The 24968-nt window shown below is 56.3% G+C and carries 25 protein-coding genes and 1 pseudogene; 17 read left to right on the top strand and 9 right to left on the bottom strand.

The window, feature by feature from the left end; genetic code table 11:
• The first annotated feature begins 2 nt into the window (after positions 1–2).
• From rfaC to FHC51_RS06110, 3 genes are read left to right on the top strand one after another with little or no spacing between them, the layout of a single operon-like run.
• Complete coding sequence (gene rfaC, locus FHC51_RS06120; RefSeq protein ID WP_220435111.1) at positions 3–986, top strand: lipopolysaccharide heptosyltransferase RfaC; 984 nt, start codon at positions 3–5, stop codon at positions 984–986.
• Positions 979–2082, top strand: coding sequence for a putative lipopolysaccharide heptosyltransferase III (gene rfaQ / locus FHC51_RS06115; protein WP_220435110.1), 1104 nt, complete (start codon positions 979–981; stop codon positions 2080–2082). The genes rfaC and rfaQ overlap by 8 nt, the downstream gene beginning before the upstream one ends.
• Complete coding sequence (locus FHC51_RS06110) at positions 2079–3188, top strand: glycosyltransferase family 4 protein (protein ID WP_220435109.1); 1110 nt, start codon at positions 2079–2081, stop codon at positions 3186–3188. Before rfaQ ends, FHC51_RS06110 begins: the two co-directional genes overlap by 4 nt.
• On the opposite strand, the gene FHC51_RS06105 is transcribed toward FHC51_RS06110, so the two are convergent.
• Positions 3167–4270, bottom strand: coding sequence for a glycosyltransferase family 4 protein (locus tag FHC51_RS06105; protein ID WP_220435108.1), 1104 nt, complete (start codon positions 4268–4270; stop codon positions 3167–3169). The two genes, FHC51_RS06110 and FHC51_RS06105, sit on opposite strands and share 22 nt — an antisense overlap.
• 255 nt (positions 4271–4525) lie before the next feature.
• Here FHC51_RS06105 and FHC51_RS06100 point away from each other — a divergent pair, with 255 nt between their 5' ends.
• From FHC51_RS06100 to coaD, 7 genes are all read left to right on the top strand, one after another.
• Positions 4526–5896: an O-antigen ligase gene (locus FHC51_RS06100; RefSeq protein WP_220436657.1), complete on the top strand. Its 1371-nt coding sequence runs from the start codon at positions 4526–4528 to the stop codon at positions 5894–5896.
• Between the two features lie 125 nt (positions 5897–6021).
• Complete coding sequence (locus tag FHC51_RS06095; RefSeq protein WP_220435107.1) at positions 6022–7005, top strand: glycosyltransferase; 984 nt, start codon at positions 6022–6024, stop codon at positions 7003–7005.
• Positions 7006–7013: 8 nt separating this feature from the next.
• On the top strand, positions 7014–7985 hold the full coding sequence (locus FHC51_RS06090; RefSeq protein WP_114316231.1) for a glycosyltransferase: 972 nt from the start codon (positions 7014–7016) through the stop codon (positions 7983–7985).
• Between the two features lie 18 nt (positions 7986–8003).
• Positions 8004–9638: a sulfatase-like hydrolase/transferase gene (locus FHC51_RS06085; RefSeq protein ID WP_220435106.1), complete on the top strand. Its 1635-nt coding sequence runs from the start codon at positions 8004–8006 to the stop codon at positions 9636–9638.
• A 154-nt stretch (positions 9639–9792) separates the two neighbouring features.
• Positions 9793–11067, top strand: a complete 1275-nt coding sequence (gene waaA / locus FHC51_RS06080) for a lipid IV(A) 3-deoxy-D-manno-octulosonic acid transferase (RefSeq protein WP_220435105.1) — start codon at positions 9793–9795, stop codon at positions 11065–11067.
• The gene (locus FHC51_RS06075) at positions 11067–11837 is read left to right on the top strand and encodes a glycosyltransferase family 2 protein (protein WP_103824312.1); all 771 of its coding nucleotides are present in this window, start codon (positions 11067–11069) and stop codon (positions 11835–11837) included. Before waaA ends, FHC51_RS06075 begins: the two co-directional genes overlap by 1 nt.
• A gap of 3 nt (positions 11838–11840) precedes the next feature.
• Positions 11841–12320: a pantetheine-phosphate adenylyltransferase gene (gene coaD / locus FHC51_RS06070; RefSeq protein WP_114316234.1), complete on the top strand. Its 480-nt coding sequence runs from the start codon at positions 11841–11843 to the stop codon at positions 12318–12320.
• Between the two features lie 40 nt (positions 12321–12360).
• Here the strand turns inward: coaD and mutM are convergent, their stop codons facing one another.
• The 4 genes from mutM to radC form a co-directional block, all read right to left on the bottom strand.
• Positions 12361–13170, bottom strand: a complete 810-nt coding sequence (gene mutM / locus FHC51_RS06065; RefSeq protein ID WP_103824310.1) for a bifunctional DNA-formamidopyrimidine glycosylase/DNA-(apurinic or apyrimidinic site) lyase — start codon at positions 13168–13170, stop codon at positions 12361–12363.
• Between the two features lie 72 nt (positions 13171–13242).
• Entirely contained in the window at positions 13243–13410 is a 168-nt protein-coding gene (rpmG, locus tag FHC51_RS06060) for a 50S ribosomal protein L33 (RefSeq protein WP_013094893.1), read from the bottom strand.
• 22 nt (positions 13411–13432) lie between these two features.
• Entirely contained in the window at positions 13433–13669 is a 237-nt protein-coding gene (gene rpmB / locus FHC51_RS06055) for a 50S ribosomal protein L28 (RefSeq protein WP_002436699.1), read from the bottom strand.
• A 216-nt stretch (positions 13670–13885) separates the two neighbouring features.
• A complete protein-coding gene (gene radC, locus FHC51_RS06050) occupies positions 13886–14551 on the bottom strand; it encodes a DNA repair protein RadC (RefSeq protein WP_220435104.1) in 666 nt (221 codons plus the stop codon).
• Between the two features lie 174 nt (positions 14552–14725).
• Here radC and coaBC point away from each other — a divergent pair, with 174 nt between their 5' ends.
• From coaBC to slmA, 3 genes are all read left to right on the top strand, one after another.
• The gene (gene coaBC, locus FHC51_RS06045; RefSeq protein WP_220436656.1) at positions 14726–15937 is read left to right on the top strand and encodes a bifunctional phosphopantothenoylcysteine decarboxylase/phosphopantothenate--cysteine ligase CoaBC; all 1212 of its coding nucleotides are present in this window, start codon (positions 14726–14728) and stop codon (positions 15935–15937) included.
• Positions 15915–16373: a dUTP diphosphatase gene (gene dut, locus FHC51_RS06040; protein ID WP_168191994.1), complete on the top strand. Its 459-nt coding sequence runs from the start codon at positions 15915–15917 to the stop codon at positions 16371–16373. Before coaBC ends, dut begins: the two co-directional genes overlap by 23 nt.
• 116 nt (positions 16374–16489) lie before the next feature.
• A complete protein-coding gene (gene slmA, locus FHC51_RS06035) occupies positions 16490–17086 on the top strand; it encodes a nucleoid occlusion factor SlmA (protein ID WP_103824307.1) in 597 nt (198 codons plus the stop codon).
• A 70-nt stretch (positions 17087–17156) separates the two neighbouring features.
• On the opposite strand, the gene pyrE is transcribed toward slmA, so the two are convergent.
• Together pyrE and rph are read right to left on the bottom strand one after the other, a co-directional pair.
• Complete coding sequence (gene pyrE / locus FHC51_RS06030) at positions 17157–17798, bottom strand: orotate phosphoribosyltransferase (RefSeq protein ID WP_103824306.1); 642 nt, start codon at positions 17796–17798, stop codon at positions 17157–17159.
• Positions 17799–17865: 67 nt separating this feature from the next.
• Positions 17866–18582 carry a ribonuclease PH gene (gene rph / locus FHC51_RS06025; protein ID WP_103177714.1) on the bottom strand — a complete coding sequence of 239 codons (717 nt, stop codon included), beginning with the start codon at positions 18580–18582 and terminating at the stop codon, positions 17866–17868.
• Between the two features lie 125 nt (positions 18583–18707).
• Between rph and FHC51_RS06020 the strand changes: the two genes are divergently transcribed.
• Complete coding sequence (locus FHC51_RS06020) at positions 18708–19571, top strand: YicC/YloC family endoribonuclease (RefSeq protein ID WP_220435103.1); 864 nt, start codon at positions 18708–18710, stop codon at positions 19569–19571.
• Between the two features lie 73 nt (positions 19572–19644).
• Here the strand turns inward: FHC51_RS06020 and FHC51_RS06015 are convergent.
• Positions 19645–19743 (bottom strand): annotated as a pseudogene (locus tag FHC51_RS06015) (IS1 family transposase); the annotation flags it as partial.
• Positions 19744–19961: 218 nt separating this feature from the next.
• Positions 19962–21632 (bottom strand): NAD-dependent DNA ligase LigB, encoded by a 1671-nt coding sequence (gene ligB, locus FHC51_RS06010; protein ID WP_220435102.1) that lies wholly within the window; start codon positions 21630–21632, stop codon positions 19962–19964.
• A 251-nt stretch (positions 21633–21883) separates the two neighbouring features.
• Here ligB and gmk point away from each other — a divergent pair, with 251 nt between their 5' ends.
• Genes gmk through spoT form a run of 3 tightly spaced genes read left to right on the top strand, consistent with a single transcriptional unit; the run spans position 21884 to position 24968 of the window.
• On the top strand, positions 21884–22507 hold the full coding sequence (gene gmk, locus FHC51_RS06005; protein WP_103177697.1) for a guanylate kinase: 624 nt from the start codon (positions 21884–21886) through the stop codon (positions 22505–22507).
• Positions 22508–22561: 54 nt separating this feature from the next.
• A complete protein-coding gene (gene rpoZ / locus FHC51_RS06000; protein WP_039030179.1) occupies positions 22562–22837 on the top strand; it encodes a DNA-directed RNA polymerase subunit omega in 276 nt (91 codons plus the stop codon).
• A gap of 19 nt (positions 22838–22856) precedes the next feature.
• Positions 22857–24968 (top strand): bifunctional GTP diphosphokinase/guanosine-3',5'-bis pyrophosphate 3'-pyrophosphohydrolase, encoded by a 2112-nt coding sequence (spoT, locus tag FHC51_RS05995; protein ID WP_103177696.1) that lies wholly within the window; start codon positions 22857–22859, stop codon positions 24966–24968.

Below are 24968 nucleotides of genomic sequence, written 5' to 3'. Positions count from 1 at the left end.
GGATGCGGGTATTGATCGTTAAAACCTCCTCAATGGGCGATGTGCTCCACACCCTGCCTTCGCTCACTGATGCCATGCAGGCTATTCCGGGTATCCGTTTTGACTGGGTGGTGGAAGAGGGCTTCGCCCAGATCCCCACCTGGCATGCTGCCGTAGACCGCGTTATACCAGTGGCGATCCGCCGCTGGCGCAAGGCGTGGTTTTCCGCACCGATTAAGGCCGAACGTAAGGCCTTTCGCGACGCGCTGCAGGCCCAGCATTACGATGCGATCATCGATGCCCAGGGGCTGGTAAAAAGCGCGGCGCTGGTCACCCGATTGGCCCACGGCGTAAAGCACGGTATGGACTGGCAGAGCGCCCGCGAACCGCTGGCGAGCCTGTTCTACAATCGTCGCCACGCGATCGCGAAGCAGCAGCATGCCGTGGAGCGCACCCGGGAGCTGTTCGCGAAGAGCCTTGGCTATGCGAAACCGCAACTGCAGGGGGATTACGCCATTTCACAGCATTTCCTGCACGATGCAAAGCCACACGCGCCTTATCTCATCTTCCTGCACGCTACCACCCGGGATGACAAACACTGGCCGGAAGCCCACTGGCGCGAGCTTATCGGCCTGCTGAGCCATGCGGGCCTGCGCATCAGGCTGCCGTGGGGCGCCCCGCACGAAGAGGCGCGGGCGAAGCGTCTGGCGGAAGGCTTTGATTACGTGGACGTGCTGCCCCGGATGAAGCTGGATGGCGTGGCGCAAGAGCTGGCAGGCGCTACGGCGGTGGTGTCGGTGGATACCGGTCTCAGCCACCTGACGGCGGCGCTAGATCGTCCTAATATTACGCTTTACGGCCCGACGGACCCGGGTCTGATTGGCGGCTATGGCAAAAATCAATATATCTGCCGCCCGGAACATTCATCGCAGCTGAGCGACCTCAGCGCCGCTGCGGTATTTGCGCAATTAGAGCCGTTGCTGGCAGCAGAGAGAGCCTATGTCTGATTTTTTCTCAGCGGAGCGCCCACCGAAGCGCGTGCTGATTGTTAAGCTACGTCACCACGGCGACGTTCTGCTGACCTCGCCGGTCTTTACGGTGTTGAAAACGAACTATCCCGATGTGGAAGTGGATGCCCTGGTGTATGACGACACCCAGGCGATGCTCACCAGCCATCCGTTTATCGACCAGGTGCATACCATCGGGCGTAACTGGCGTAAAAAGGGCTGGTTCGCACAGTTCCGTCTGTACCGTGCGTTGCTGAACACCCTGAAAGCGCGTCAGTATGACGTGCTGATCAACCTCACCGAACACTGGCATGGCGCGCGTCTGGCGCGCCGTCTGAAGCCGCGCGTCTCCGTCGGCTTTAAGCCCGATAAACGCGGCGGACTGGCGCGTCGCCGCTGGGTGAAATCCTTCACCACCCTCTACCCGGCGATCCAGGATAACAGCCGCCATATGGTGGAGGTGAATCTCGATGCACTGCGACGGATCGGCATCCATCCCCAGACCGATGCAGACAAGCACACCCTGTTCGTACCGGGCGATGCGGCGGAAGCGTCGATTGCCGAAAAACTGGCCGGCTTTGGGCTGAGCAGCGGCTCTTACATTCTGGTCCACCCCACGTCGCGCTGGATGTTTAAGGCCTGGGATATCCAAAAGCTGGCGGCGACCATTGATAACCTGGCGGTCCGCGGCCTGCCAGTTATCCTCTCTGCCGCGCCGTCAAAAGAAGAGACCGCCTACATGGATGCGCTGCGTGCGGCGCTCACCCAGCCGGTGTTTGATTTAAGCGGCCAGCTAAACCTGAAAGAGCTGGGCGCGCTGATGAAGCACGCGCGGATCTACTTTGGCGTCGACTCCATGCCGATGCACCTCGCCAGCGCGGTGGGCACGCCGACTGTCGCCATCTTCGGCCCGACCGGAGCGATTAAGTGGGCGCCGTGGGGAGTGAACTACCGCGTGATTGTTGCTGGCTTTACCTGCCAGCCCTGCGGTAAAGCGGGCTGTGGCGACAGCGGCGTCTCCGACTGTATTACGGCGATCACCCCGCAAATGGTGCTGAGCGCTATTGATACGCTGCTACTGGAAAACCCGGCATGAAGCTGGCTATCGTCCGACAGACCTATAACCCCAACGGCGGCGCGGAGCGCTTCGTCTCCCGCGCGCTGAACGTGCTGGCGCAGGATACGGCTCTCGACGTCACGCTGATCGCCCGCCAGTGGGAGGATGCCGCCGGCTGGAAAACGCTGACGGTTAATCCATCATTCCGTAACCGTCTCGATCGCGAGTCGGGTTTTGCCGACGCCGCGGCAGCGCAGTTTACGCAGTTTGATATCGTGCAGAGCCACGAACGTATTCCCGGGGCGACCATCTTCCGCGCCGGGGACGGCGTTCACGCCACCTGGCTTGAGCAGTACAACCGTATCCAGTCGCCGCTGGCGCGCTGGGCGCAGTCCCTGAGCCGCTACCATCGCTATATTCTGCAGGCGGAAGCGCAGATGTTTACCCATCCTGCGCTGCGCAAAGTGATTTGCAACTCGAAAATGGTGCGGGACGAGATCGCCCGCCGTTTTGGCCTGGCCGAAGACAAGCTGACGGTGATCTACAACGGTGTGGATACTGCCCACTTCAGCCCGGACGTGCGCACGCTCTCCCAGCGGGACGCTCTGGGTATTCCGCAGCATGCACCGGTTCTGGCCTATGTCGGCTCCGGCTTTAGCCGTAAAGGGGTGGCGACGGCACTGCGCGCCATCGTGCCTCACCCTGATGTCTGGCTGCTGGTTGCCGGGCGGGACAAGCACGCCCGCAAATTCGAAAAGCTGGCGCAGACGCTCGGCGTCGCTTCCCGGGTGCGTTTTCTGGGGCCGGTCGCCGATGTGCGCCAGGTCTACGGCACCGCTGACGCGCTTATCCTGCCGACGCTCTACGATCCCTTCCCGAATGTCTGTGTCGAAGCGCTGGCCTGCGGACTGCCGCTGCTTACCAGTCATGGCTGCGGCGCGGCGGAGTGGATTGAAGAGGGTGTTAATGGCTGGGTGCGCGACGCGCTCGACGACGCTGGCTATCAGCAGGCGATCGGCGAATGGCTGAATGGCCGTGAACGGGGCGTGGATTACTCAGCAGCGGCACGCGCCACTGCTGAGCCATATACCCTGGAACGGATGGCGAAAGAGCTGCAGGCGCTCTATCGCGAACTGCTGCGTTGAGCCGCGTTGGAAAAGACCTTTTCCATCGACGCAAGCATGCATTCACGAGTGAAATGGCTGCACAAGTAATCATAGCCCTGCTGCGCCAGTGTTTCGCGCAGTAAAGCATCCTCATACAGTTTTACAATCGCCTCGCGCAGCGCCGTTTCATCGCGCTGCGCGATCAAAATACCGGTTTTGCCGTCGATCACGGCATCTGCCGTGCCGCCCGCATCGGTGGCGATGGTGGCGATCCGCGAGGCCAGCGACTGCAGCACTCCCTGCGGGACACCTTCCATATCGTGCGACGGGCTGAGCGCAACATCAAAGGCCGGGAACCAGCGCTCAGGATCGCTGCGATGCCCCGCCATCACTACCCGCTGCTGCAATCCCAGGTCGATAATCTCCTGCTCCAGCGTCGCTTTATGCGGCCCTTCACCCACTATCGCCAGTTTGATCTGCGGGTTATCAATAGCGGCTAACGCGCGCAGCAACACGCTATGGCCTTTGTTAGGCCGCAGATGTGACACCACCCCCAGCCAGAAATCGGTCTGCGACAGGCCGCAGTTCTCACGGGCCTGTTGTTTATCCGCCGGGTGAAAACGCTGCGTATCCACGCCGCTCGGCACAGAGGTGCTTTGGGCCATCGGTACGCCGATATCTGCCATCTGCTGGCGCAGCGCTTCCCCGGTGGTCACGATATGCGAACAGGCTTTGCGAAACAGCCAGCGGGTAGTCCAGTTGTTACGCGGCACGCCGGAGGCATGGCGGGTACGCACCAGCGGCACCGGGTTTGAGAGGGTAAGATTGGCCAGCGCCACCAGCCAGGTATCGGCAGAATTATGGCTGTTGATGACATCAATGGATGAACGGTTCTCTTTCAGCCAGCCACGCAGCTGTTGCAGGTTCTGAAGATTCTTGCGCCGAAGCGGCATGGTGACCACAGTTAACCCGGCATCGCGCGCCAGGCCGTGCAGCGGCGCACTCTCCGGGCAAAGTATGGTCACCTGATGGCCACGCTGAATCATCCCAAGGGATTCATTAATAATGCGTAATGGCTGGCCGCCCTTACCCCCGTCTGCTTCAGTGTGAACAATATGCATACTTTTCCTGGTTATTGTGCATTAGCTGGCATAACAACAAATTATATACGTTACGGTCCGGGTAATACATAAAGCCTGGCGCCGGAAAACACGTTATGGATTATTCTTGCTTACAAACATTGTCCTTCTGTAGGTCAGGTATTTGTGATAATTTTCTCTGACTTTTTATTTCCCACTAAAAAACCGTGGAAATCACTCACTGCCTTGTTAACCAGCCGGTCAAGAACCGAAAAATCCTTAACCAGCCCAAAAAATATGACAAATACTCGTAACATTCTGACAGGCCTGTTAGTCCTTGCTGTACTGGCTTTATGTTTTGTCTGGCCTATTCCTAACGATCAGCTGCCGTTTCATCGTAATGGTTTGATTTATCCCATTGTCGCGGTCGCTCTTGGTCTCTTTTTTAGCAATAGCGCAACCAGACAACGGCTGGATTTAAGCAAAATTAAGTTCGTTCTTATTGTGGTATGGGCGTTAACTTTCTTTATTGTGATTAATGGTTTTTTTGTCGCACCAGATATTAAAGAGATGGTTTCTGCCTGGAGCGGTCAGTGGCTACGCCCAGTATTACTGTTCTGTGCTGGCCTGATACTATTACCGGCGATCCAGCGAACATTTCCCGCCATCTCCGCTGCCCGTTTCTTTACTTTAGTAATCCTCTTTTTCTGGGGCGTGGTCTGCGTCCATTTGCTGGATTCACTCTGGCTCTACTGGCGCGACGGCTATATACACTGGGGCGAAACGCGGATCGTCTATAACCGCACCCGCATGAGCTTCCAGGTCAACATGATCACCGGTTTTTTGATGGCCGAGTTGCTGGCGCGTGGTCTGTTGCACCAACGCTTCCTGCGGCTGAACACACCGGTGCTGGCGTTAATGCTATTAAGTAACTTGCTTTGTACCGCGTTGGTCGATACCCGCTGGGGCACAATTGGTCTGGTTGGCAGCATTTTCTCTACCTTTATCCTGCTGAGCATGCACAATATGCGGCGCAGCCGGGTCATCGTTACAGGCGGCATTCTTGTGGGCATTACTATTGCCTCGGTGTTACTTGGTTACGCTTCCTGGAAAACAGACCCACGCTGGCAAAATCTGGAAAGTGATGCCATAGCGGGCTGGAACGCTCCCTTTACTAGCTTTTGTTACAATAAAACAGACGGAACGGTACCGGTTAACAGTCTCGGTGTACCTATGAACCATTCCAATGGTTGTCGGGCCAGCTTTTTCCATCAGGGCTGGAAACTGATTGTCGAACACCCGGCAGGCATGGGGGCCAGAAAAGAGGCCTTCCGTTATGTATTACGCCGGGATACCCAGGATAACCGTATTAATATCCCCCATAGCCACTACGGCCTGATCGAGTTTGGTATTCAGAATGGCGTGGTAGGTATCGCCGGCTGGCTGATCCTGCTGGTGGGCTGCTGGTATATCGGCTGGCGGGAGTTTCGTCGCGGCAACGTGATGGTGGGGATGTTCCTGCTGCTCTTTACCGTCGGCTTCTTCTGCCGAACCATGGTCGATCACAACCTTAAAGATCACTATCTTGAGCAGTATATGCTACTAACCGGCCTGCTGGTTGGTATGTGCGCCCTACGACCTGCACCGACCGAGAAGTTAACATCCTGATGAAGGCCCCACGCCAGCGGTGTTTAACACCCAGGCGTGGAACGCTTTAGCCTGCCGGCTGTCGAAATGCCGTTGCATGTGATGGTTATACCCTTTTTATTGCTGCGTATTTTTACGGAGAAAGCATGTCTGAAACGCCTCAATTAAGCCTCATCGTTGCCGTCTATAATGGCGAAAAATTCCTGAGCGCTTTTTTTGACAGCATTAAACAGCAGAATTTATCCAGTCTGGAACTGATTATTGTTAATGACGGATCGACGGATCGCTCAGCTGAAATTATTTCCCGCTACGCCAACGAATTTACCCATTTTAAGGTTATCGACCAGGCTAATGGCGGCGTATCAGCCGCGCGCAACACCGGTCTGGCCGCGGCGACCGGCGAATACGTTGCATTCCCGGATATTGATGACGTTATTTACCCTGGCATGTACCCGCGCCTGCTGGAGATCGCCTTTGCGGGCCAGCTGGACGTCGCGACCTGCAACGGCACCTATATTTATGACGACGGCCGTCCGTCGAAAAAGATTTTCCCGTCCGACAAGCTGGCCTCCACTGGCGTACTGGATGGCCCGGAATGGTTGCAGATGGCGCTGGCCTCGCGCAAATTCCTGCATGTCACCTGGCTGAATATTTATCGCCACGCCTTTATCAAGGCACAGGGTTTTACCTTCGAACATGGCCTGCGCCATCAGGATATCCCCTGGACCACGGAAGTACTGCTGACCGCGAAACGCGTGCAGTACATTGACGAAGTCTATTACGACTATCTGATCCACTCCGCATCGGTCTCCCATACGCCAGGCACCGACGACACACGCATGCGTTCGTCACGTCACTATATGAAGATCCTCGAAATGCTGGACGCCATCAATAAGCGCTACCCGGAGCAGGTAAAGCGTGTCCCGGCCTGTCAGTGGCAAATCGCCAAAGAGGGTTTGGGTATCTTGCACAGCATTAACAACATCGAAGACAGCGCGAAGAAACGCGAAATCACCCAGGAACTGTTCGATCGCGGCATCTGGTCGATGATCTGGCAAAACGCGCGCGGCTTACGTCAGCACTGGCGTCTGGGACGTCGTTACTTCCGCCTTAAGAAAATCATCGGCTAACGGATATTATGAGCAAACTTAAATTACACGCAGTCTCCCGCGCTGATTTCATCGCTAAAAACTACGCAGATTTCCAGACGCTGCTGGATAATCGCGTGAACCCGGACACCATCCCGGAGCGCTTTTACTGCGGTGGGCGCGGCGGCTGGACGTTCCAGACCACCCTGGCGCTGAAGCACTATTACGGCGACGATATTGAGTGTTCTTTTGGCTCAGAGTGTCGCCCGGATGCCATCAACCTGATGCATAACGATGATTTTGGATCGCGCGTTAAACCCTGGCGTGGCGTCACCGTCGTCGCCCGTGCCGATCGCCCACCGGTGATTGGCGCCGACGTGGTGGTGGATCAGAATCCGGAAGCGGGCAACCGCAGCAATGGCGTCTTTGTACCCTACTGGCCGCAACCCGGCGTGAAACCGCGCGAACGTACCGATGAAACCGTCAAAACCGTGGCCTTTTTTGGCCGCGTTGACAGCTTCCCGGAGGCCTTCCGTAGCGACGAATTTAAGCAGCGCCTTGCTGAACAGGGCATCGACCTGCGTATCTCCTTCGATAACTGGACCAACTACCAGGATGTCGACGTCTGTATCAGCTTCCGTAAATCACATGACCATAAGCTGACGCGCAAACCTGCCAGCAAGCTGATTAACAACTGGCTCGGCAAAACAGTAATGATCTGTGATGACGAACCTTCGTACCGTGCTATCCGCGAAAGCGAGCTTGATTATCTGATCGCCAAAACGCCTGATGAAGCCTTCGAGGCCATTATGCGGCTGAAAAATACCCCTGAACTCTATCGTCAGATGCGTGAGCAGGGCGACAAACGTCTGCAGGTTTACTCCCGCGAAGCGGTCGCCGCACGCTGGTTCAGCCTGTTTGAGGATATCTGGCGTAAAGGACTGCATAAACGCCCTACTCTGATCCGCGCCCTGCGTTTTGGTTTTGGTAAAGCCATTCGCCCGCTGACTAAAAAGTTTTGAGTTACGTTGAGTCCGTTCATGTTTAAAGCATCCTTACTATCGCCCCTCACGCCGCGCCGCAATATCCTGCGCACCGTGGTGTTAACCCTGGTTTTCCTGGTGCTGTTTTCACTCTGTGAAATCATCATCCTGCTGAAAGACCATGTATATCAGCCGAAATCCAGCGACATGTCGCTGTACCTGATTATCTCCCTGCTGGCGGCCATCAGTGCCCGCTTCTTCCTGACCCGGCTATTGCTGGCCGTTACCTTTATCGTCCAGATATCGGAAGCGGTCTATTACCAGTTCTATGGTCAGTTTTACGGCCCGAGCGAAGTGTGGCTGGCCTTTGTCGAAACCAAAGATATCGCCAGCGGTATTACGGACAGCCTCGGATCGCTTGGGATCTACTTTGCCATCATGGCCGTCGCGGTGATCTTTGCGCTGGTCTTTACCCGCCGCCTGGCGCCGCAGTGGCATAAGTGGGTGGCAATGCCGTGCCTGCTGGCTATCGTGGTGATGTTTGTCGGCCAGTTCTATAAAGCTATCGACGGGCAGATGTATAAATTCAACCCGGATCTGCGCCACTCTCTGCTGCGTAACGGTCTGTCCGCCATGAGCTTCAGCGCCATTCGACTGATCCCGGAAGCCATTTCCGGCGAAAACCAGAGCCTCACGCATTATGCGCCCTATAAGGTCACGCCGGTTGAGGGGAGTCAGGCCGGGAAATACTCCATCATCCTGGCGATTGGTGAGAGCCTGAACCCGCACCACGTCAGCGCCCTGGGCTATGAACGCGACACCACCCCGGAACTGAAAGCGCTGATGCAGCAATATCAGGGGACCGGGCGTTTGATCGTCTCGAATGCGGTTTCAACCCGCGTGGCGATCCCGATGCTGGTGAACAACCTGCGTGAGCCGGATAACTACGGCGCCTATAAGTCGAAGTCGACCAACATCTTCACCAATGCCAAAAAACAGGGCTATCAGACGGCGTTTATCTCCGCCCAGGGCCTGGAAGGGCTGAGCAACTGGATTGGCATCCATGATATCGACCTGTGGGAAGATACCCAGATCCGCCCGGCCCCGGACGTGGGTGCCGATGTGGTACTGACCCCTTCCGTTGAGCAGGCGAAGCTGGACTGGAACAAACCGTTCCTGATGGTGCTGAACAGTCGTGCGCCGCACATCCCTTACGAGCGCAACATCCCGCAGGGCTTCGCCAAATTCTCTACCCCACGCCTCGATGACGACGTGGCGCAGAAGAAAAACGAGTACGATGATGCCGTTCGCCTGTACGACAGAGAGCTGGCTTCGGCGATCCGCACCGCCATGGCGAAATCAAAGCTGCCGGTCCTGGTCTTTATCACCTCGGATCACGGCGAACGCGTGGGTGATGGCGGTCTGTTCGGCCACTCGATTGTCGAGATGCCGATTGCCCAGGTGCCGTTCCTCTACTTCAGTAACGATCCGGCGTATGCGATGAGCACCATCAGCCCGCAGATGCCGCTCAACCATTACCAGGTGGCGACGCTGATCAACAAGATGCTGGGATACGCGGTCAGTAACCCGAACCAGAAAGACGACAGCTACTTCATCACCGGGGGTGATATTCGGGGACTGTCGGAGCGCGTCACCTACCACCTGAACGCGTTGCCGGAAGCGGAACGTTAAGCAGAAATCATTAAACGGGCATCTGATGCCCGTTTTTTTATCTGTGAACGCACGTAACGCAGGCAAATGGCTGAGCAAACGCGCCAAAGGGATAGCTTTAAACGGCCTAAATGCTTAGAATTTGCCCGCCGAAACTGAAAAAACGGATAATCGCTTGGAATTGTTGTATACCGCTCTGCTCTATATTATTCAGCCACTGGTGTGGCTACGACTGCTGCTGCGTAGCCGTAAAGCGCCTGCCTACCGTAAACGCTGGGCTGAACGCTATGGTTATTGCCGCAACAAAGTTGCGCCGGACGGTATCCTGCTCCATTCCGTTTCGGTGGGTGAAACGCTGGCCGCCATTCCGCTGGTCCGCGCCCTGCGCCACCGCTATCCGTCGTTGCCGATCACCGTCACCACCATGACGCCTACCGGTTCCGAACGCGCCATGTCCGCTTTTGGCAAAGATGTGCATCATGTCTATCTGCCGTATGATTTACCCTGTGCCATGAACCGTTTCCTTAACACCGTGCGCCCTAAGCTGGTGATCGTAATGGAAACCGAACTGTGGCCGAACATGATTTCTGCCCTGCACGCCCGCAAAATTCCCCTGGTGGTGGCTAACGCTCGCCTGTCAGAACGCTCCGCGAAGGGCTACGGCAAGCTGGGCAACTTTATGCGCCGCCTGCTGAGTAAGATCACCTTGATTGCGGCCCAGAACGAAGAAGATGGCGCGCGATTCCTGTCGCTGGGCCTGAAGCGCAATCAGCTGGCGGTCACCGGTAGCCTGAAGTTTGATATTTCTGTCACGCCTGAACTGGCTGCCAGAGCGGTCACCCTGCGTCGCCAGTGGGCGCCGCGCCGCAAAGTGTGGATCGCCACCAGCACCCACGAGGGTGAAGAAGAGATTATCCTGCAGGCGCACCGCCAGCTGCTTGAACGCTTCCCGGACCTGCTGCTGATCCTTGTGCCTCGTCATCCTGAACGGTTTAAAGACGCACGGGAAATGGTGCAAAAGGGCGGATTCAGCTTCACGATGCGCAGCAGCGGTGAAATCCCGTCCGCCAGCACCCAGGTGGTGATTGGCGATACCATGGGTGAGCTGATGCTGCTTTACGGTATTGCCGATCTCGCCTTTGTCGGTGGCAGCCTCGTGGAGCGTGGCGGGCATAACCCGCTGGAGCCCGCAGCGCACGCCATCCCGGTGCTGATGGGGCCACATACCTTTAACTTCAAAGATATCTGCGCCAAACTGCAGCAGGCGGATGGGCTGATTACCGTCACCGATGCGAACGCCATCGAAAAAGAGGTTTCAAACCTGCTGACCGACGAAGATTATCGTCTGTGGTATGGCCGTCACGCTGTCGAAGTGCTGCATCAGAACCAGGGGGCGCTGACCCGCCTGCTGCAACTGCTGCAACCTTATCTGCCTCAGCGGAGCCACTAATGTCAACGCGTCTGTCGGTCGTGATGATCGCCAAAAACGCCGCCGACCTGCTGCCGGATTGCCTCGCCTCTGTTGCGTGGGCTGATGAGATCATTCTGCTCGATTCCGGCAGTACGGACAATACGGTGGACGTTGCCCGTGCAGCAGGCGCAAAGGTCTTTATCAACGCCGACTGGCAAGGCTATGGCATCCAGCGCCAGCGCGCGCAGGGATACGCCACAGGCGATTATGTCCTGATGCTTGATACCGACGAGCGCGTCACGCCAGAACTTCAGCAGGCCATTCAGGCGGTGCTTTCCTCGCCACAGCCTGGTGCGGTATACAGCATTGCGCGCCGCAACTACTTCCTCGGCCGTTTTATGCGCCACAGCGGCTGGTATCCGGACCGCGTGATGCGCCTCTACGAGCGCGAGCGCTATCAGTACAACGATAACCTGGTGCACGAGTCGCTGGCCTGCGACGGTGCGCCGGTAACTGCCCTCGACGGTGACCTCCTGCATCTGACCTGCCGTGATTTCGCCAGCTTTCAGCGTAAACAGCTTAATTACGCCACGGCATGGGCCCAGGAGCGTCATCAGCGCGGCAAGAAGACCTCGCTGGCAGGAATTTTCAGCCACACCGTCGGCGCGTTTCTGAAGACGCTGGTGCTACGTGGTGGCGTGCTGGACGGTAAGCAGGGCTGGTTACTGGCGGTGGTTAACGCCCAGTATACTTTTAATAAATACACCGAGCTGTGGGCGCTGAGCCGCGGCTACTCTGAGAAAGCGTGAGCCATGAGCACAAAAGCGATTTATCCGGGTACCTTTGATCCTGTCACCAACGGCCATATCGATATCGTCACGCGTGCCGCAAGCATGTTTGACACGGTGATTCTGGCGATTGCCGCCAGCCCCAGCAAAAAGCCCCTGTTCGATCTTGATGAGCGGGTTGCGCTGGCGAAAGCCGCAACGGCGCATCTGCCCAATGTTGACGTGGTGGGCTTTAGCGATTTGATGGCGAATTTTGCCCGCGCTCAGCAGGCCAATATCTTAATTCGTGGGCTGCGCGCGGTGGCCGATTTTGAATATGAGATGCAGCTGGCGCACATGAACCGCCATCTGATGCCCGAGCTGGAGAGCGTCTTTCTGATGCCGTCCAAAGAGTGGTCGTTTATCTCTTCTACCCTGGTGAAAGAGGTGGCGCGCCATGCAGGTGACGTCACCCATTTCTTACCCGCCAGCGTGCATCAGGCGCTGATGGACAAGCTGAAATAAGTGTTTTGCCCGGTGGCGCTGCGCTTACCGGGCCTCCACATCATTTCTGGCACTGACGGCAATAGAACGTTGCCCGCTGGGCATGCTTCGTTGCCACAATCGGTGTGCCACAGACCCGACACGGCTCGTCTTTACGGCCATAGACCTGCAGCTCCTGAGCAAAGTAGCCGGGCTTGCCGTCGCTTTGCAGGAAGTCTTTCAGGGTAGTTCCGCCCTGCTCAATCGAACGCAGCAATACGGCTTTGATCACCCGCACCAGCAGCTCACACTCCTGCGCCGACAGCGATGAGGCTAACCGATCGGGATGGATCCCGGCGGCAAACAGCGATTCGCTGGCGTAGATATTGCCCACGCCGACCACCAGCTTGTTATCCATCAGCCAGGGTTTAATGGCGGTTTTCTTCTTCGCGCACTTCGCCTTCAGGTACTCCGCGTTAAACGCGTCTGAGAGCGGCTCCGGCCCCAGGTGCGCCAGCACGTTATGCCCTTCCAGCTCTTTGGTCCACAGCCAGGCGCCAAAACGACGCGGATCGGTATAGCGCAGCACTTTGCCGTTGCTCATCACCAGGTCTACGTGGTCGTGTTTTTCTGGGGGCAGCTCTTCACTGAGGATGCGCAGGCTCCCGGACATCCCCAGGTGGATGATGATCCAGCCGTCAGGCAACTCAAGCAGCAGGTACTTTGCGCGGCGCTGTACGCTGAGAACCGGTTTATCGCTCAGCGCATGGATCTCGTCAGAGACCGGCCAGCGAAGACGACCGTTACGGACAACAGCGTGAAGAATGGTCGCACCGACCAGATGAGGCTCAATGCCACGGCGGCTGGTCTCTACCTCAGGTAATTCAGGCATGGTTCCTCCGTTGAGATGCAGAATGCAAAAAACCCCGCAGATGCGGGGTTTTTCAATACAAGGAATCTAAAATTATTTGATTTTAGCTTCTTTGTACATAACGTGCTGGCGTACAACTGGATCGAACTTTTTCAGTTCCAGTTTTTCCGGCTTAGTACGTTTGTTCTTCGTGGTGGTGTAGAAGTGACCTGTACCAGCAGAAGAAACCAGCTTGATTTTCTCGCGAATACCTTTAGCCATGATTTATTTCCTCTTTAAGTACTTAGTACTTTTCGCCACGGGCACGCAGTTCAGACAGAACTGTATCGATGCCTTTCTTATCAATTACACGCATACCTTTAGCAGATACGCGCAGGGTGACAAAACGCTTCTCGCTCTCAACCCAGAAACGGTGAGAGTGCAGGTTCGGCAGGAAACGGCGTTTAGTCGCGTTCAGTGCGTGGGAACGGTTGTTACCGGTCACCGGACGCTTGCCAGTAACTTGGCAGACTCGGGACATGTCTATTCTCCAAAAATCAAATTAGCTCGAGCTTCGTATGGGGTATCGGCGCCTCGTCAGGCTTTACAGCCCGGTCATCGCGATTCTAAGTGAACCATCGATTGCCAGGCCCAAATGCCAAACCCGAGATTCTCAAAGGTGGCGTAGTATACGCTGACTCGCGGATGTGCTCAAGTCCCGAACAGACAAAGATCCCGATGGATCGCGAGAAATGACTTAAATCCACCCACGTTCGGCAAACGAAACGTACTCTCCGCGGCCAATGACCAGATGATCAAGAACACAAATGTCCATGAATTGACAGCATTTAATGATGCGTGCGGTCACGTCTCTGTCGGCTTTGCTCGGTTCGGCGCGCCCTGAGGGGTGATTATGCGCGAGGATCACGCCCGCGGCATTCACTTTTATCGCTTCGCGCACAATTTCCCGGGGATGCACCTCAACGTGGCGCAGGGTTCCCGAAAATAACCGGCTGTGGCTCAGCACCCGGTTTTGGTTATCGAGGAAGATGACCATAAAGATCTCGCGCTCCTCCTCCGCCAGCTGGCTACGCACAAACTCTTGGGTCATCTGCGGATCTTTCAGCGGGTTGATGCCCTGAATCCCCGAGCAGTAGTAGCGGCGGGCGAGCTCAGCAATCCCTTTCAGCTGGGCGAATGTCGCCAGGCCAATTCCCTCGACCTGCCTGAAATCCTTCATCTCTGCGGATAACAAACCATGCAGCGAGCCGAAATGCTGCAACAGATCTCTGGCAAGCACGAACACGTTTTTACTCCGCGTCCCGGTACGCAGGAACAGCGCCAACAGCTCTTCGTCCGTCAGTAACGTCGCGCCATCCCGTAGCATTTTCTCCCGCGGCAGCAGCGGGGATAGTGTCTCCATACCCTCTCCTTCTCCATCACCCCGCTATGCTGCCACAGCGCCTGACGCCTCACGAGGCTCTGTTTTTCGTATTGCGTAACGCCTCGCAAAGTGGCGGATGGACAACAGCACGATGCTTTTCGGATTGTGATAAAATGCCCGCCTTTCAGCTGAACCCAACAGGAAAGAATCATGATGAGCCTGGCCGGTAAAAAAATCGTTCTTGGCGTGAGCGGCGGCATTGCAGCCTATAAAACGCCGGAACTGGTGCGCCGTTTACGCGAGCGCGGAGCGGACGTGCGGGTGGCAATAACCGAAGGGGGCAAAGCGTTCATTACGCCGCTGAGCCTGCAGGCCGTTTCAGGCTACCCGGTGTCAGACAGCCTGCTCGATCCGGCGGCAGAAGCCGCAATGGGCCATATCGAGCTGGGTAAATGGGCCGATTTAGTCATCCTCGCCCCCGCCACCGCCGATCTCATCGCCCGCGTGGCCGCCGGCATGGCTAACGACCTGGTTACCACTATCTGCCTTGCCACGCCAGCGCCCGTCGCCGTGGTCCCGGCCATGAACCAGCAGATGTACCGCAACGCGGCAACGCAGCATAACCTGACGACCCTCGCCTCTCGCGGGCTGTTAATTTGGGGGCCGGACAGCGGCAGCCAGGCCTGTGGCGATGTGGGTCCGGGCCGTATGCTGGATCCGCTGGCGATTGTGGATCTGGCCGCGAGCCATTTTTCACCTGTCAACGATCTGCAACATCTCAACATCATGATTACCGCGGGTCCGACGCGTGAACCGCTGGATCCGGTGCGCTATATCACCAACCAAAGCTCCGGCAAGATGGGCTTTGCGATTGCCGCCGCCGCCGCGTCGCGCGGGGCAAAGGTGACGCTGGTGAGCGGCCCGGTTTCGCTGCCAACGCCTCCTGGGGTGCAGCGCATCGACGTCACTACCGCGCTGGAAATGGACGCCGCGGTTCAGAACCATGCGCAGCAGCAGCAGATTTTTATCGGCTGTGCTGCCGTGGCGGACTACCGTGCTGCAGCCATAGCCGATGAGAAAATCAAAAAGCAAGGCGATGAAATCACGATAAAAATGGTGAAAAACCCCGATATCGTAGCCGGGGTCGCGGCATTAAAAGATCGCCGCCCTTACGTCGTTGGGTTTGCCGCTGAAACGAATAATGTGGAAGAATATGCCCGGCAAAAACGTACCCGCAAAAACCTCGATTTGATTTGCGCGAACGACGTATCGCTGGCCTCACAAGGATTCAACAGCGACAGCAACGCATTGCACCTTTTCTGGCAGGATGGAGATAAAGTCTTACCGCTTGAGCGCAAGGAACTCCTGGGCCAACAATTACTGGACGAGATCGTTACCCGTTATGATGAAAAAAATCGACGTTAAGATTCTGGACCCGCGTGTTGGTCAGCAATTTCCACTGCCGACCTATGCCACTTCCGGCTCTGCCGGTCTTGACCTGCGTGCCTGCCTCGACGACGCCGTAGAACTGGCACCCGGCGCTACCACGCTGCTGCCGACCGGCCTTGCGATCCACATTGCCGACGCCTCTCTGGCGGCGGTGATCCTGCCGCGTTCCGGCCTGGGCCATAAGCATGGTATTGTGCTGGGCAATCTGGTGGGTCTTATCGATTCTGACTATCAGGGTCAACTGATGGTTTCTGTCTGGAACCGTGGCCAGGAGAGCTTCACCATTCAACCCGGCGAGCGTGTCGCCCAGATGGTGTTCGTCCCGGTGGTACAGGCTGAATTTAATCTGGTAGAAGATTTCGACGCGACCGATCGCGGCGAAGGCGGCTTCGGCCATTCCGGGCGTAAATAAACCCGGCTATACGCATCCCACAACGCATAACGTAATAACAAACCGCAAACATCCGTTTGCGGTCGTTGTGTGGACGTCAGCCTGACAAGTGATTATTTTCAGGGGTATTTTGTAACATGGCAGAAAAACAAACAGCGAAAAGGAATCGTCGCGAAGAAATACTTCAATCTCTGGCTCTGATGCTTGAATCCAGCGATGGCAGTCAACGCATCACCACCGCAAAACTGGCCGCCTCTGTGGGCGTGTCGGAAGCGGCGCTGTACCGTCATTTTCCCAGCAAAACGCGGATGTTCGACAGCCTGATCGAGTTTATCGAAGATAGCCTGATCACGCGTATCAACCTGATTCTGAAGGATGAAAAAGACACCACCGCACGGCTGCGTCTGATTGTCCTGCTGATCCTCGGTTTCGGCGAGCGCAATCCGGGGTTAACCCGTATCCTGACCGGCCACGCGCTGATGTTTGAACAGGACAGATTGCAGGGGCGTATTAACCAGCTTTTCGAACGTATTGAGGCGCAGCTGCGCCAGGTATTACGCGAAAAGAAAATGCGTGAAGGCGAAGGCTTCACCATGGATGAATCGCTGCTTGCCGGGCAAGTTCTGGCTTTCTGTGAAGGGATGCTCTCCCGCTTTGTGCGCAGTGAATTCAAATATCGTCCGACGGACGATTTTGATGCCCGCTGGCCGCTCGTGGCCGCGCAGTTGCAGTAACCCTGTTGCCGCCTTATCCGGCCTACGGTTTACGTAGGCCCGGTAAGCAAAGCGCCACCGGGCTTTTACATTAAACGCCGTACGCTTCGCGATAGGCGCGCACCGCCGCCAGGCTCTCTGCCATCTCCGGCTTCTCTTCCAGATAGGCAATCAGATCTTTCAGGGTGATGATTGAGGTCACTTTGCAGTTGTAGTCACGCTCCACTTCCTGAATGGCCGAGATATCGCCACGTCCACGCTCCTGGCGGTCCAGCGAGATCAGCACGCCCGCAAGCGTGGCATTATTCGCCTGGATAATCTCCATCGATTCACGGATGGCGGTGCCTGCGGTGATCACATCGTCCACCAGCATCACCCGGCCCTGCAACGCGCTACCGACCAGGTTACCGCCTTCGCCATGGGTTTTGGCCTCTTTGCGGTTAAAGCAGTACGGCACGTCGCGATCGTGATGCTCCGCCAGCGCCACGGCGGTGGTGGTGGCAATCGGAATACCTTTGTACGCCGGGCCAAACAGCAGGTCGAATTCGATCCCGGAATCCACCAGCGCTTCAGCATAGAAGCGGCCTAACAGTGCCAGATCGCGCCCGGTATTAAACAGCCCGGCGTTAAAGAAATAGGGGCTCTTGCGCCCGGATTTCAGCGTAAATTCGCCAAACTTAAGTACCTGCTTGCTAAGCGCAAACTCAATAAACTGGCGCTGATACGGTTTCATGGATTCGCTCCTTTCTCTTTTCTGTCTTACAGGCAAAAAAAAGGCGACTCATCAGTCGCCTTTAAAATCAATTTTCTAACGCCGCCTTCTGCGTCGTTACGATAGATTCGATCCCCTCTCGGGCCAACGCCAGCAGAGAGAGCAACTCTTCGTGGGTAAACGGCTCGCCTTCTGCCGTGCCCTGCACCTCGATGATGCGACCGTCTTCGGTCATCACCACGTTCATGTCGGTCTCTGCCGCGGAGTCTTCAACGTACTCCAGATCGCACAGCGCTTCGCCATTGACGATACCTACTGATACCGCCGCCACCATGCCTTTCAGCGGGTTCGCTTTCAGTTTACCGGCCGCAACCAGTTTGTTCAGGGCATCGGCCAGCGCCACACAGGCTCCGGTAATAGAGGCAGTACGGGTGCCGCCGTCCGCCTGGATCACGTCGCAGTCCAGGGTGATGGTGAACTCGCCCAGGGTTTTCAGATCAACCGCGGCGCGCAGCGCACGGGCGATCAGACGCTGGATCTCCATGGTGCGACCGCCCTGCTTGCCCTTCGCCGCTTCGCGGGCGTTACGGGTGTGGGTGGAGCGTGGCAGCATGCCATATTCGGCAGTGATCCAGCCCTGTCCCTGGCCTTTCAGAAAGCGCGGTACGCCCTCTTCAATGGAGGCGGTGCACAGGACTTTGGTGTCACCAAATTCAACAAGCACGGAACCTTCAGCGTGTTTTGTATAGTTACGGGTCAGGGTGACGGGGCGCACCTGGTTGGCGCTACGACCTGATGGACGCATGATGATATCTCCGGCTTGAAACGAATGTGGCTGCGCATTATACGGATTAAACGCGCTTATTCCTATCCTGAGAAAGCCCCGAAAGCTATAATCCCCCCATCTCTCCTCTGAAAACGGAAAAGTCTATGATCCGCAGTATGACCGCCTACGCCCGCCGTGAAATCAAGGGTAGCTGGGGCAGCGCTACCTGGGAAATGCGCTCGGTAAACCAACGCTATCTTGAAACCTATTTCCGTATGCCAGAACAGTTCCGCAGCCTTGAGCCTGTCGTGCGCGAGCGTATCCGCGCTCGCCTGACCCGCGGAAAGATTGAATGCAACCTGCGTTTTGAGCCCGATGCGAGCGCGCAAGGTGAGCTGATTCTGAACGAGAAACTGGCTAAACAGCTAGTGAACGCCGCTAACTGGGTCAAAATGCAGAGCGACGAAGGCGAAATTAACCCGGTGGATATTCTGCGCTGGCCTGGCGTGATGGCGGCAGGCGAACAGGATCTGGACGCCATTACCGCTGAGATCCTTACCGCGCTGGACAGCACGCTGGACGACTTCATTTTAGCCCGTGAAACCGAAGGTCAGGCGTTGAAAGCGCTGATCGAGCAACGCCTGGAAGGCGTAAGCGGCGAAGTGTCGAAAGTCCGCACCCATATGCCAGAGATCCTGCAGTGGCAGCGTGAGCGTCTGGTCGCCAAACTGGAAGATGCCGAAGTCCAGCTGGAAAACAACCGTCTCGAACAGGAACTGGTGCTAATGGCCCAGCGTATTGACGTGGCGGAAGAACTGGATCGTCTGGAAGCGCACGTTAAAGAGACCTACAACATCCTGAAGAAAAAAGAGGCCGTGGGCCGTCGTCTCGACTTTATGATGCAGGAATTCAACCGCGAGTCGAACACGCTGGCATCCAAGTCTATCAACGCCGAAGTCACTAACTCTGCGATTGAACTGAAGGTGCTTATTGAGCAGATGCGCGAACAGATTCAGAATATTGAATAAACATTAGCGCGCGTTTTTCACTATTAATGGTCCCGCTAAGGGACCATTGTCAATTAACGGTAATGACTCCAACTTACTGATAGTGTTTTATGTTCAGATAATGCCCGATGACCTTGTCATGCAGCTCCACCGATTTTGAGAACGACAGTGACTTCCGTCCCAGCCTTGCCATTACGCACCACGCCTTCAGTAGCGGAGCAGGAAGGACATCTGATGGAAATGGAAGCCACGCAAGCACCTTAAAATCACCATCATACACTAAATCAGTAAGTTGGCAGCATTACCTCATATTCATAGCTATTATGTATATTAAACCCCTTATCATAAATACGCGTTTTAACAGCTGCGGAATAGTGCACCCTTGCTAGTCTGTTCAGGAGCGCACGCAGATTAAAACCCACCGATGTGCTGTGCGGCCAGCCACCTCGCCAGCGCTTCAATCTGGGGCTGATGCAGCCAGTTTACGATCTGGCGGGCCTTCTCCTGCCCGATACCAGGCAGCAACCGCCACTCCGCTTCGTTTCGCTGAATTAGCGCCTGCCAGGAGCGATCCCCTGCCGCCTTCAGCGTCGACCGGGCCAACGGTATTCCCATCGCAGCGATCCAGCGGATAAAAGGGCGCTCCCGCGCCAGGTTAAACTGATGCCATAGCGCAGCGCCATGCGTTGCCGATATCCCCGGCGTCGCAGTGAGCTGAGCTTGTGTGAGCTGTAGCCAGGAGAAGAGATGCTCAAACCGATGCGTCTGATAGAGGGTACGCCATCCCGACTCGCCCATTCCTTTGATATCTAATGCCTGGCTGGAGCTTAGCCACATCAGCCGGGCAAAAAATTGCTCCATGCATTCCGGGGAGGCGTAGAAACAGGTTAAGCTGTTGTAGCGCGATGAGGGCGGCTGCGGTTTACGGCGATCCACATTGCGCCACACCACCTTATCCAGCCGGGGAATACCTTGTCCCGCCAGACTTATCAGCACCTGATCTCCGGGGGCAATATCCAGCATCTGCCAGCGGTTGACCGACCCCAGGCTAACGCGCTGTACACGTTTATCATCGAGCATAAGCGGCTCAAGCTGCGCAATCGCGCTGATCCGCCCGGTACGGCCAACGGTAAAGTGAATGGCTTTGACTTCCGTCACCTGGGCCACAGGAGGATATTTCCACGCGATGACCCAGTTCCCTTCTCCCGGCAGCCACTGCTCACCCGGCGGCTCTGCCGAGGCGCGAACCACGATGCCATCCGTGGCGAAGGGTAACGAAGCCTTAAACCAGACCGCCCGCTGCGCCTCCACGTCAGCCGCGTTTTTAACCGGCAGGGTATAGCGCGCAGTCAGGGTAAAACCTGCCTCCGCCAGCGCGGAAAGGCGTGCTTTCATCATTTTTGGGCCGTTCGGCCAGGCCCAGATAAAAATACCTGTCTGCTTCAGCGCTGCGGGATCGGTCGCGCGCATCATCGCTCCCGCCACCTTCGCACGCGCATTCATACCACCCATCTGCTGTTGGATATGCCCCTCGCGCAGCAGAAAAAGTTCACCCTGCAACACGCTGTTGGCAAGCGGCCCGCCCAGCGTTTGCGGGATAGCGGGGATCATTCGCGCCTGTGCCGTCCAATCTTCTCCCTGTAGTCCGTCGCCCCGGCTGATCGCCTGCGCCAGCTTGCCGTATTTGTAGACCAAGGTGACCGCTACGCCATCCACCTTTGGCTGCACCCAGAGATCCTGCTGCGCCGCCATCCAGCGGCTAAGCGCCTGCTGGCTTTCTGCCTTATGCACGCCGGTATGGGCGAAGGGGTGCTTCACCGTCCCGCTGGTGGCAGGGAGATCGTTGTGCAGCAGCTCATCGTGAAAACAGCGCTGCCACTGTTTTAATCGGGCGTTAAGCCTGTCGTAAACATCGTCGCTCACCTCGCTGCTGCCCTGCTTCCAGTAAGCATCATTCCAGCGGGTCAGCTGCGCCTTCAAGGCCGCGATCTCCTGCCCGGCCTTCGACGGTGACCAGACAGGGCAGATTGCTATCGCCCCGCTGCTTAAGAAGAACATCAGTATGCTTATCCATCTCACCATTATTATCCCTCCCTGTTTTGCGAAGGGTATACCCTGCCCGGATACCGCAGACCAGCAGCAAAAAGGCATTTTACGAGCGTGCTTCAGCACGTTGTTTTTGTTGCAGCAGAAAGAAGTTAAAACCGGAAAAAGGCACGCAAAAATCAACCGGAATGCGGAAAAAGTGTGACAAAGGCTACGTCACGAAGCGGCGACGTGTATAATAAGCCCGTATGTAGGACTTTCTTCGCTAACACATACAAAAGACTCTCATGGCTCAAGGCACGCTTTATATTGTTTCTGCCCCAAGTGGCGCGGGTAAATCCAGCCTGATTCAGGCGCTGTTAAAAACCCAACCGTTGTACGATACGCAGGTTTCTGTTTCTCACACCACGCGCGCGCCGCGTCCGGGTGAAGTACACGGTGAACACTATTTCTTTGTCGATCACGACGAATTCAGAACGATGATTGGCAGAGATGCGTTTCTTGAACACGCTGAGGTCTTCGGTAACTATTACGGCACCTCGCGTGAAACCATCGAGCAAGTGCTGTCGACCGGCGTAAACGTATTCCTGGATATCGACTGGCAGGGCGCGCAGCAGATTCGCCAGAAAATGCCCGATTCACGCAGCATTTTTATTTTGCCGCCGTCGAAAGATGAGCTGGATCGCCGTCTCCGTGGCCGCGGCCAGGATAGCGAAGAGGTTATCGCAAAACGTATGGCCCAGGCAGTTGCGGAAATGAGCCATTACGCCGAATATGATTACCTGATTGTGAATGATGATTTTGACGCCGCCCTGAGCGATCTCAAAACTATCCTTCGCGCCGAACGTCTGCGTATGAGCCGCCAGAAGCAGCGACATGACGCATTAATCACCAAACTGTTGGCAGACTGAACCCACATTCAGTATCATGCCCAGTCATTTCTTCATCTGTGGAGCATTTTAAGTATGGCACGCGTAACTGTTCAGGACGCTGTAGAGAAAATTGGTAACCGTTTTGACCTGGTGCTGGTCGCCGCGCGTCGCGCTCGTCAGATGCAGTCAGGCGGTAAAGATCCACTGGTACCGGAAGAAAACGATAAAACTACCGTTATCGCACTGCGCGAAATCGAAGAAGGCCTGATCAACAGCCAGATCCTCGATGTTCGTGAGCGCCAGGAGCAGCAAGAGCAGGAAGCCGCAGAACTGCAGGCCGTTACCGCCATTGCTGAAGGTCGTCGTTAATTAAACCTGCGGGTCGCCCTTGTATCTGTTTGAAAGCCTGAATCAACTGATTCAAACCTACCTGCCGGTAGATCAGATTAAACGTCTCCAGCAGGCGTATCTCGTTGCACGTGACGCTCACGAGGGTCAGACACGTTCAAGCGGTGAACCCTATATCACGCACCCGGTAGCGGTGGCCTGTATTCTGGCCGAGATGAAACTCGACTATGAAACGCTGATGGCCGCCCTGCTGCATGACGTGATCGAAGATACCCCTGCCACCTACCAGGATATGGAACAACTGTTTGGCAAAAGCGTTGCCGAACTGGTGGAAGGGGTCTCTAAGCTTGATAAGCTGAATTTCCGCGACAAGAAAGAGGCGCAGGCCGAAAACTTTCGCAAGATGATCATGGCGATGGTGCAGGATATCCGCGTCATTCTGATCAAACTCGCCGACCGTACCCATAATATGCGCACGCTGGGCTCGCTTCGCCCGGACAAACGTCGCCGTATTGCCCGTGAAACCCTCGAAATCTACAGCCCGCTGGCACACCGTTTAGGTATTCATCACATTAAAACCGAGCTGGAAGAGCTGGGTTTTGAAGCGTTGTATCCGAACCGCTTCCGCGTGATCAAAGAGGTGGTGAAAGCCGCGCGTGGCAACCGTAAAGAGATGATTCAGAAGATCCTCTCGGAAATCGAAGGGCGTTTGCAGGAAGCCGGGATCCCCTGTCGCGTCAGCGGTCGCGAAAAGCATTTGTACTCCATCTACTGCAAAATGGTGCTCAAAGAGCAGCGTTTTCATTCGATCATGGATATCTACGCCTTTCGCGTGATCGTTCATGACGCCGACACCTGTTATCGCGTGCTCGGTCAGATGCACAGCCTGTACAAGCCGCGTCCGGGCCGAATGAAAGACTATATCGCCATTCCAAAAGCGAACGGATATCAGTCTCTGCACACCTCGATGATTGGCCCGCACGGCGTGCCGGTTGAGGTGCAAATTCGTACCGAAGATATGGATCAGATGGCGGAGATGGGTGTTGCCGCGCACTGGGCCTACAAAGAGCACGGCGAAACCAGCACTACCGCGCAAATCCGCGCCCAGCGCTGGATGCAGAGCCTGCTGGAGCTGCAACAGAGCGCCGGTAGCTCGTTTGAATTTATCGAGAGCGTTAAATCCGATCTCTTCCCGGATGAGATTTACGTTTTCACACCAGAAGGGCGCATTGTCGAGCTGCCTGCTGGTGCCACGCCGGTCGACTTCGCCTACGCCGTGCATACCGATATCGGTCATGCCTGCGTGGGGGCACGTGTCGACAGGCAGCCGTATCCGCTGTCGCAGCCGTTGACCAGTGGCCAGACGGTAGAAATCATTACCGCCCCAGGCGCGCGTCCGAATGCGGCGTGGCTCAACTTTGTCGTGAGCTCGAAAGCACGCGCCAAGATCCGCCAGTTGCTGAAGAATCTCAAACGCGATGACTCCGTCAGCCTTGGTCGTCGTCTGCTCAACCATGCGTTGGGGGGTAGCCGCAAGCTGGCTGAGATCCCGAAAGAGAGCATCCAGCACGAGCTGGAGCGTATGAAGCTCGCCTCGCTTGATGACCTGCTGGCAGAGATCGGTCTGGGCAACGCGATGAGCGTGGTGGTAGCGAAGAACCTGCAGCAGGGCGAAACCTCTGTGCCGCAGCCGTCATCAACCAGCCACGGGCATCTGCCGATCAAGGGCGCCGACGGCGTACTGATCACCTTTGCCAAGTGCTGCCGCCCTATTCCTGGCGATCCGATTATTGCCCACGTCAGCCCCGGTAAAGGCCTGGTTATCCATCACGAATCCTGTCGTAACATCCGCGGCTATCAGAAAGAGCCAGAGAAGTTTATGGCGGTCGAGTGGGATAAAGAGACCGAGCAGGAATTTATCACCGAGATCAAGGTAGATATGTTCAACCACCAGGGCGCGCTGGCGAACCTGACCGCGGCGATCAACACCGCCTCTTCGAATATTCATAGCCTGAATACCGAAGAGAAGGATGGCCGTGTCTACAGCGCCTTTATTCGTCTGACCGCGCGGGACCGTGTGCATCTGGCGAATATCATGCGTAAAATCCGCGTGATGGCTGACGTCATTAAAGTCACCCGTAACCGAAACTAG

This window comes from Leclercia sp. EC_58 (assembly GCF_019584355.1).
GTDB lineage: Bacteria > Pseudomonadota > Gammaproteobacteria > Enterobacterales > Enterobacteriaceae > Enterobacter.
Note: the sequence above shows the minus strand (reverse complement) of the source record. Positions and strands in the feature narration are given on the sequence as shown.

What these genes read in the sequence shown, in the direction of transcription:
- FHC51_RS06085 (WP_220435106.1), top strand. Translation starts at nt 8,004, where the DNA reads ATGTTTAAAGCATCCTTACTATCGCCCCTCACGCCGCGCCGCAATATC.
- gmk (WP_103177697.1), top strand. Translation starts at nt 21,884, where the DNA reads ATGGCTCAAGGCACGCTTTATATTGTTTCTGCCCCAAGTGGCGCGGGT.
- FHC51_RS06105 (WP_220435108.1), bottom strand. Translation starts at nt 4,270, where the DNA reads ATGCATATTGTTCACACTGAAGCAGACGGGGGTAAGGGCGGCCAGCCA.
- dut (WP_168191994.1), top strand. Translation starts at nt 15,915, where the DNA reads ATGATGAAAAAAATCGACGTTAAGATTCTGGACCCGCGTGTTGGTCAG.
- pyrE (WP_103824306.1), bottom strand. Translation starts at nt 17,798, where the DNA reads ATGAAACCGTATCAGCGCCAGTTTATTGAGTTTGCGCTTAGCAAGCAG.
- rph (WP_103177714.1), bottom strand. Translation starts at nt 18,582, where the DNA reads ATGCGTCCATCAGGTCGTAGCGCCAACCAGGTGCGCCCCGTCACCCTG.
- rfaC (WP_220435111.1), top strand. Translation starts at nt 3, where the DNA reads ATGCGGGTATTGATCGTTAAAACCTCCTCAATGGGCGATGTGCTCCAC.
- radC (WP_220435104.1), bottom strand. Translation starts at nt 14,551, where the DNA reads ATGGAGACACTATCCCCGCTGCTGCCGCGGGAGAAAATGCTACGGGAT.
- FHC51_RS06100 (WP_220436657.1), top strand. Translation starts at nt 4,526, where the DNA reads ATGACAAATACTCGTAACATTCTGACAGGCCTGTTAGTCCTTGCTGTA.
- rfaQ (WP_220435110.1), top strand. Translation starts at nt 979, where the DNA reads ATGTCTGATTTTTTCTCAGCGGAGCGCCCACCGAAGCGCGTGCTGATT.
- ligB (WP_220435102.1), bottom strand. Translation starts at nt 21,632, where the DNA reads ATGGTGAGATGGATAAGCATACTGATGTTCTTCTTAAGCAGCGGGGCG.
- FHC51_RS06090 (WP_114316231.1), top strand. Translation starts at nt 7,014, where the DNA reads ATGAGCAAACTTAAATTACACGCAGTCTCCCGCGCTGATTTCATCGCT.
- rpoZ (WP_039030179.1), top strand. Translation starts at nt 22,562, where the DNA reads ATGGCACGCGTAACTGTTCAGGACGCTGTAGAGAAAATTGGTAACCGT.
- FHC51_RS06110 (WP_220435109.1), top strand. Translation starts at nt 2,079, where the DNA reads ATGAAGCTGGCTATCGTCCGACAGACCTATAACCCCAACGGCGGCGCG.
- FHC51_RS06020 (WP_220435103.1), top strand. Translation starts at nt 18,708, where the DNA reads ATGATCCGCAGTATGACCGCCTACGCCCGCCGTGAAATCAAGGGTAGC.
- rpmG (WP_013094893.1), bottom strand. Translation starts at nt 13,410, where the DNA reads ATGGCTAAAGGTATTCGCGAGAAAATCAAGCTGGTTTCTTCTGCTGGT.
- FHC51_RS06075 (WP_103824312.1), top strand. Translation starts at nt 11,067, where the DNA reads ATGTCAACGCGTCTGTCGGTCGTGATGATCGCCAAAAACGCCGCCGAC.
- rpmB (WP_002436699.1), bottom strand. Translation starts at nt 13,669, where the DNA reads ATGTCCCGAGTCTGCCAAGTTACTGGCAAGCGTCCGGTGACCGGTAAC.
- FHC51_RS06095 (WP_220435107.1), top strand. Translation starts at nt 6,022, where the DNA reads ATGTCTGAAACGCCTCAATTAAGCCTCATCGTTGCCGTCTATAATGGC.
- coaBC (WP_220436656.1), top strand. Translation starts at nt 14,726, where the DNA reads ATGAGCCTGGCCGGTAAAAAAATCGTTCTTGGCGTGAGCGGCGGCATT.
- coaD (WP_114316234.1), top strand. Translation starts at nt 11,841, where the DNA reads ATGAGCACAAAAGCGATTTATCCGGGTACCTTTGATCCTGTCACCAAC.
- mutM (WP_103824310.1), bottom strand. Translation starts at nt 13,170, where the DNA reads ATGCCTGAATTACCTGAGGTAGAGACCAGCCGCCGTGGCATTGAGCCT.
- slmA (WP_103824307.1), top strand. Translation starts at nt 16,490, where the DNA reads ATGGCAGAAAAACAAACAGCGAAAAGGAATCGTCGCGAAGAAATACTT.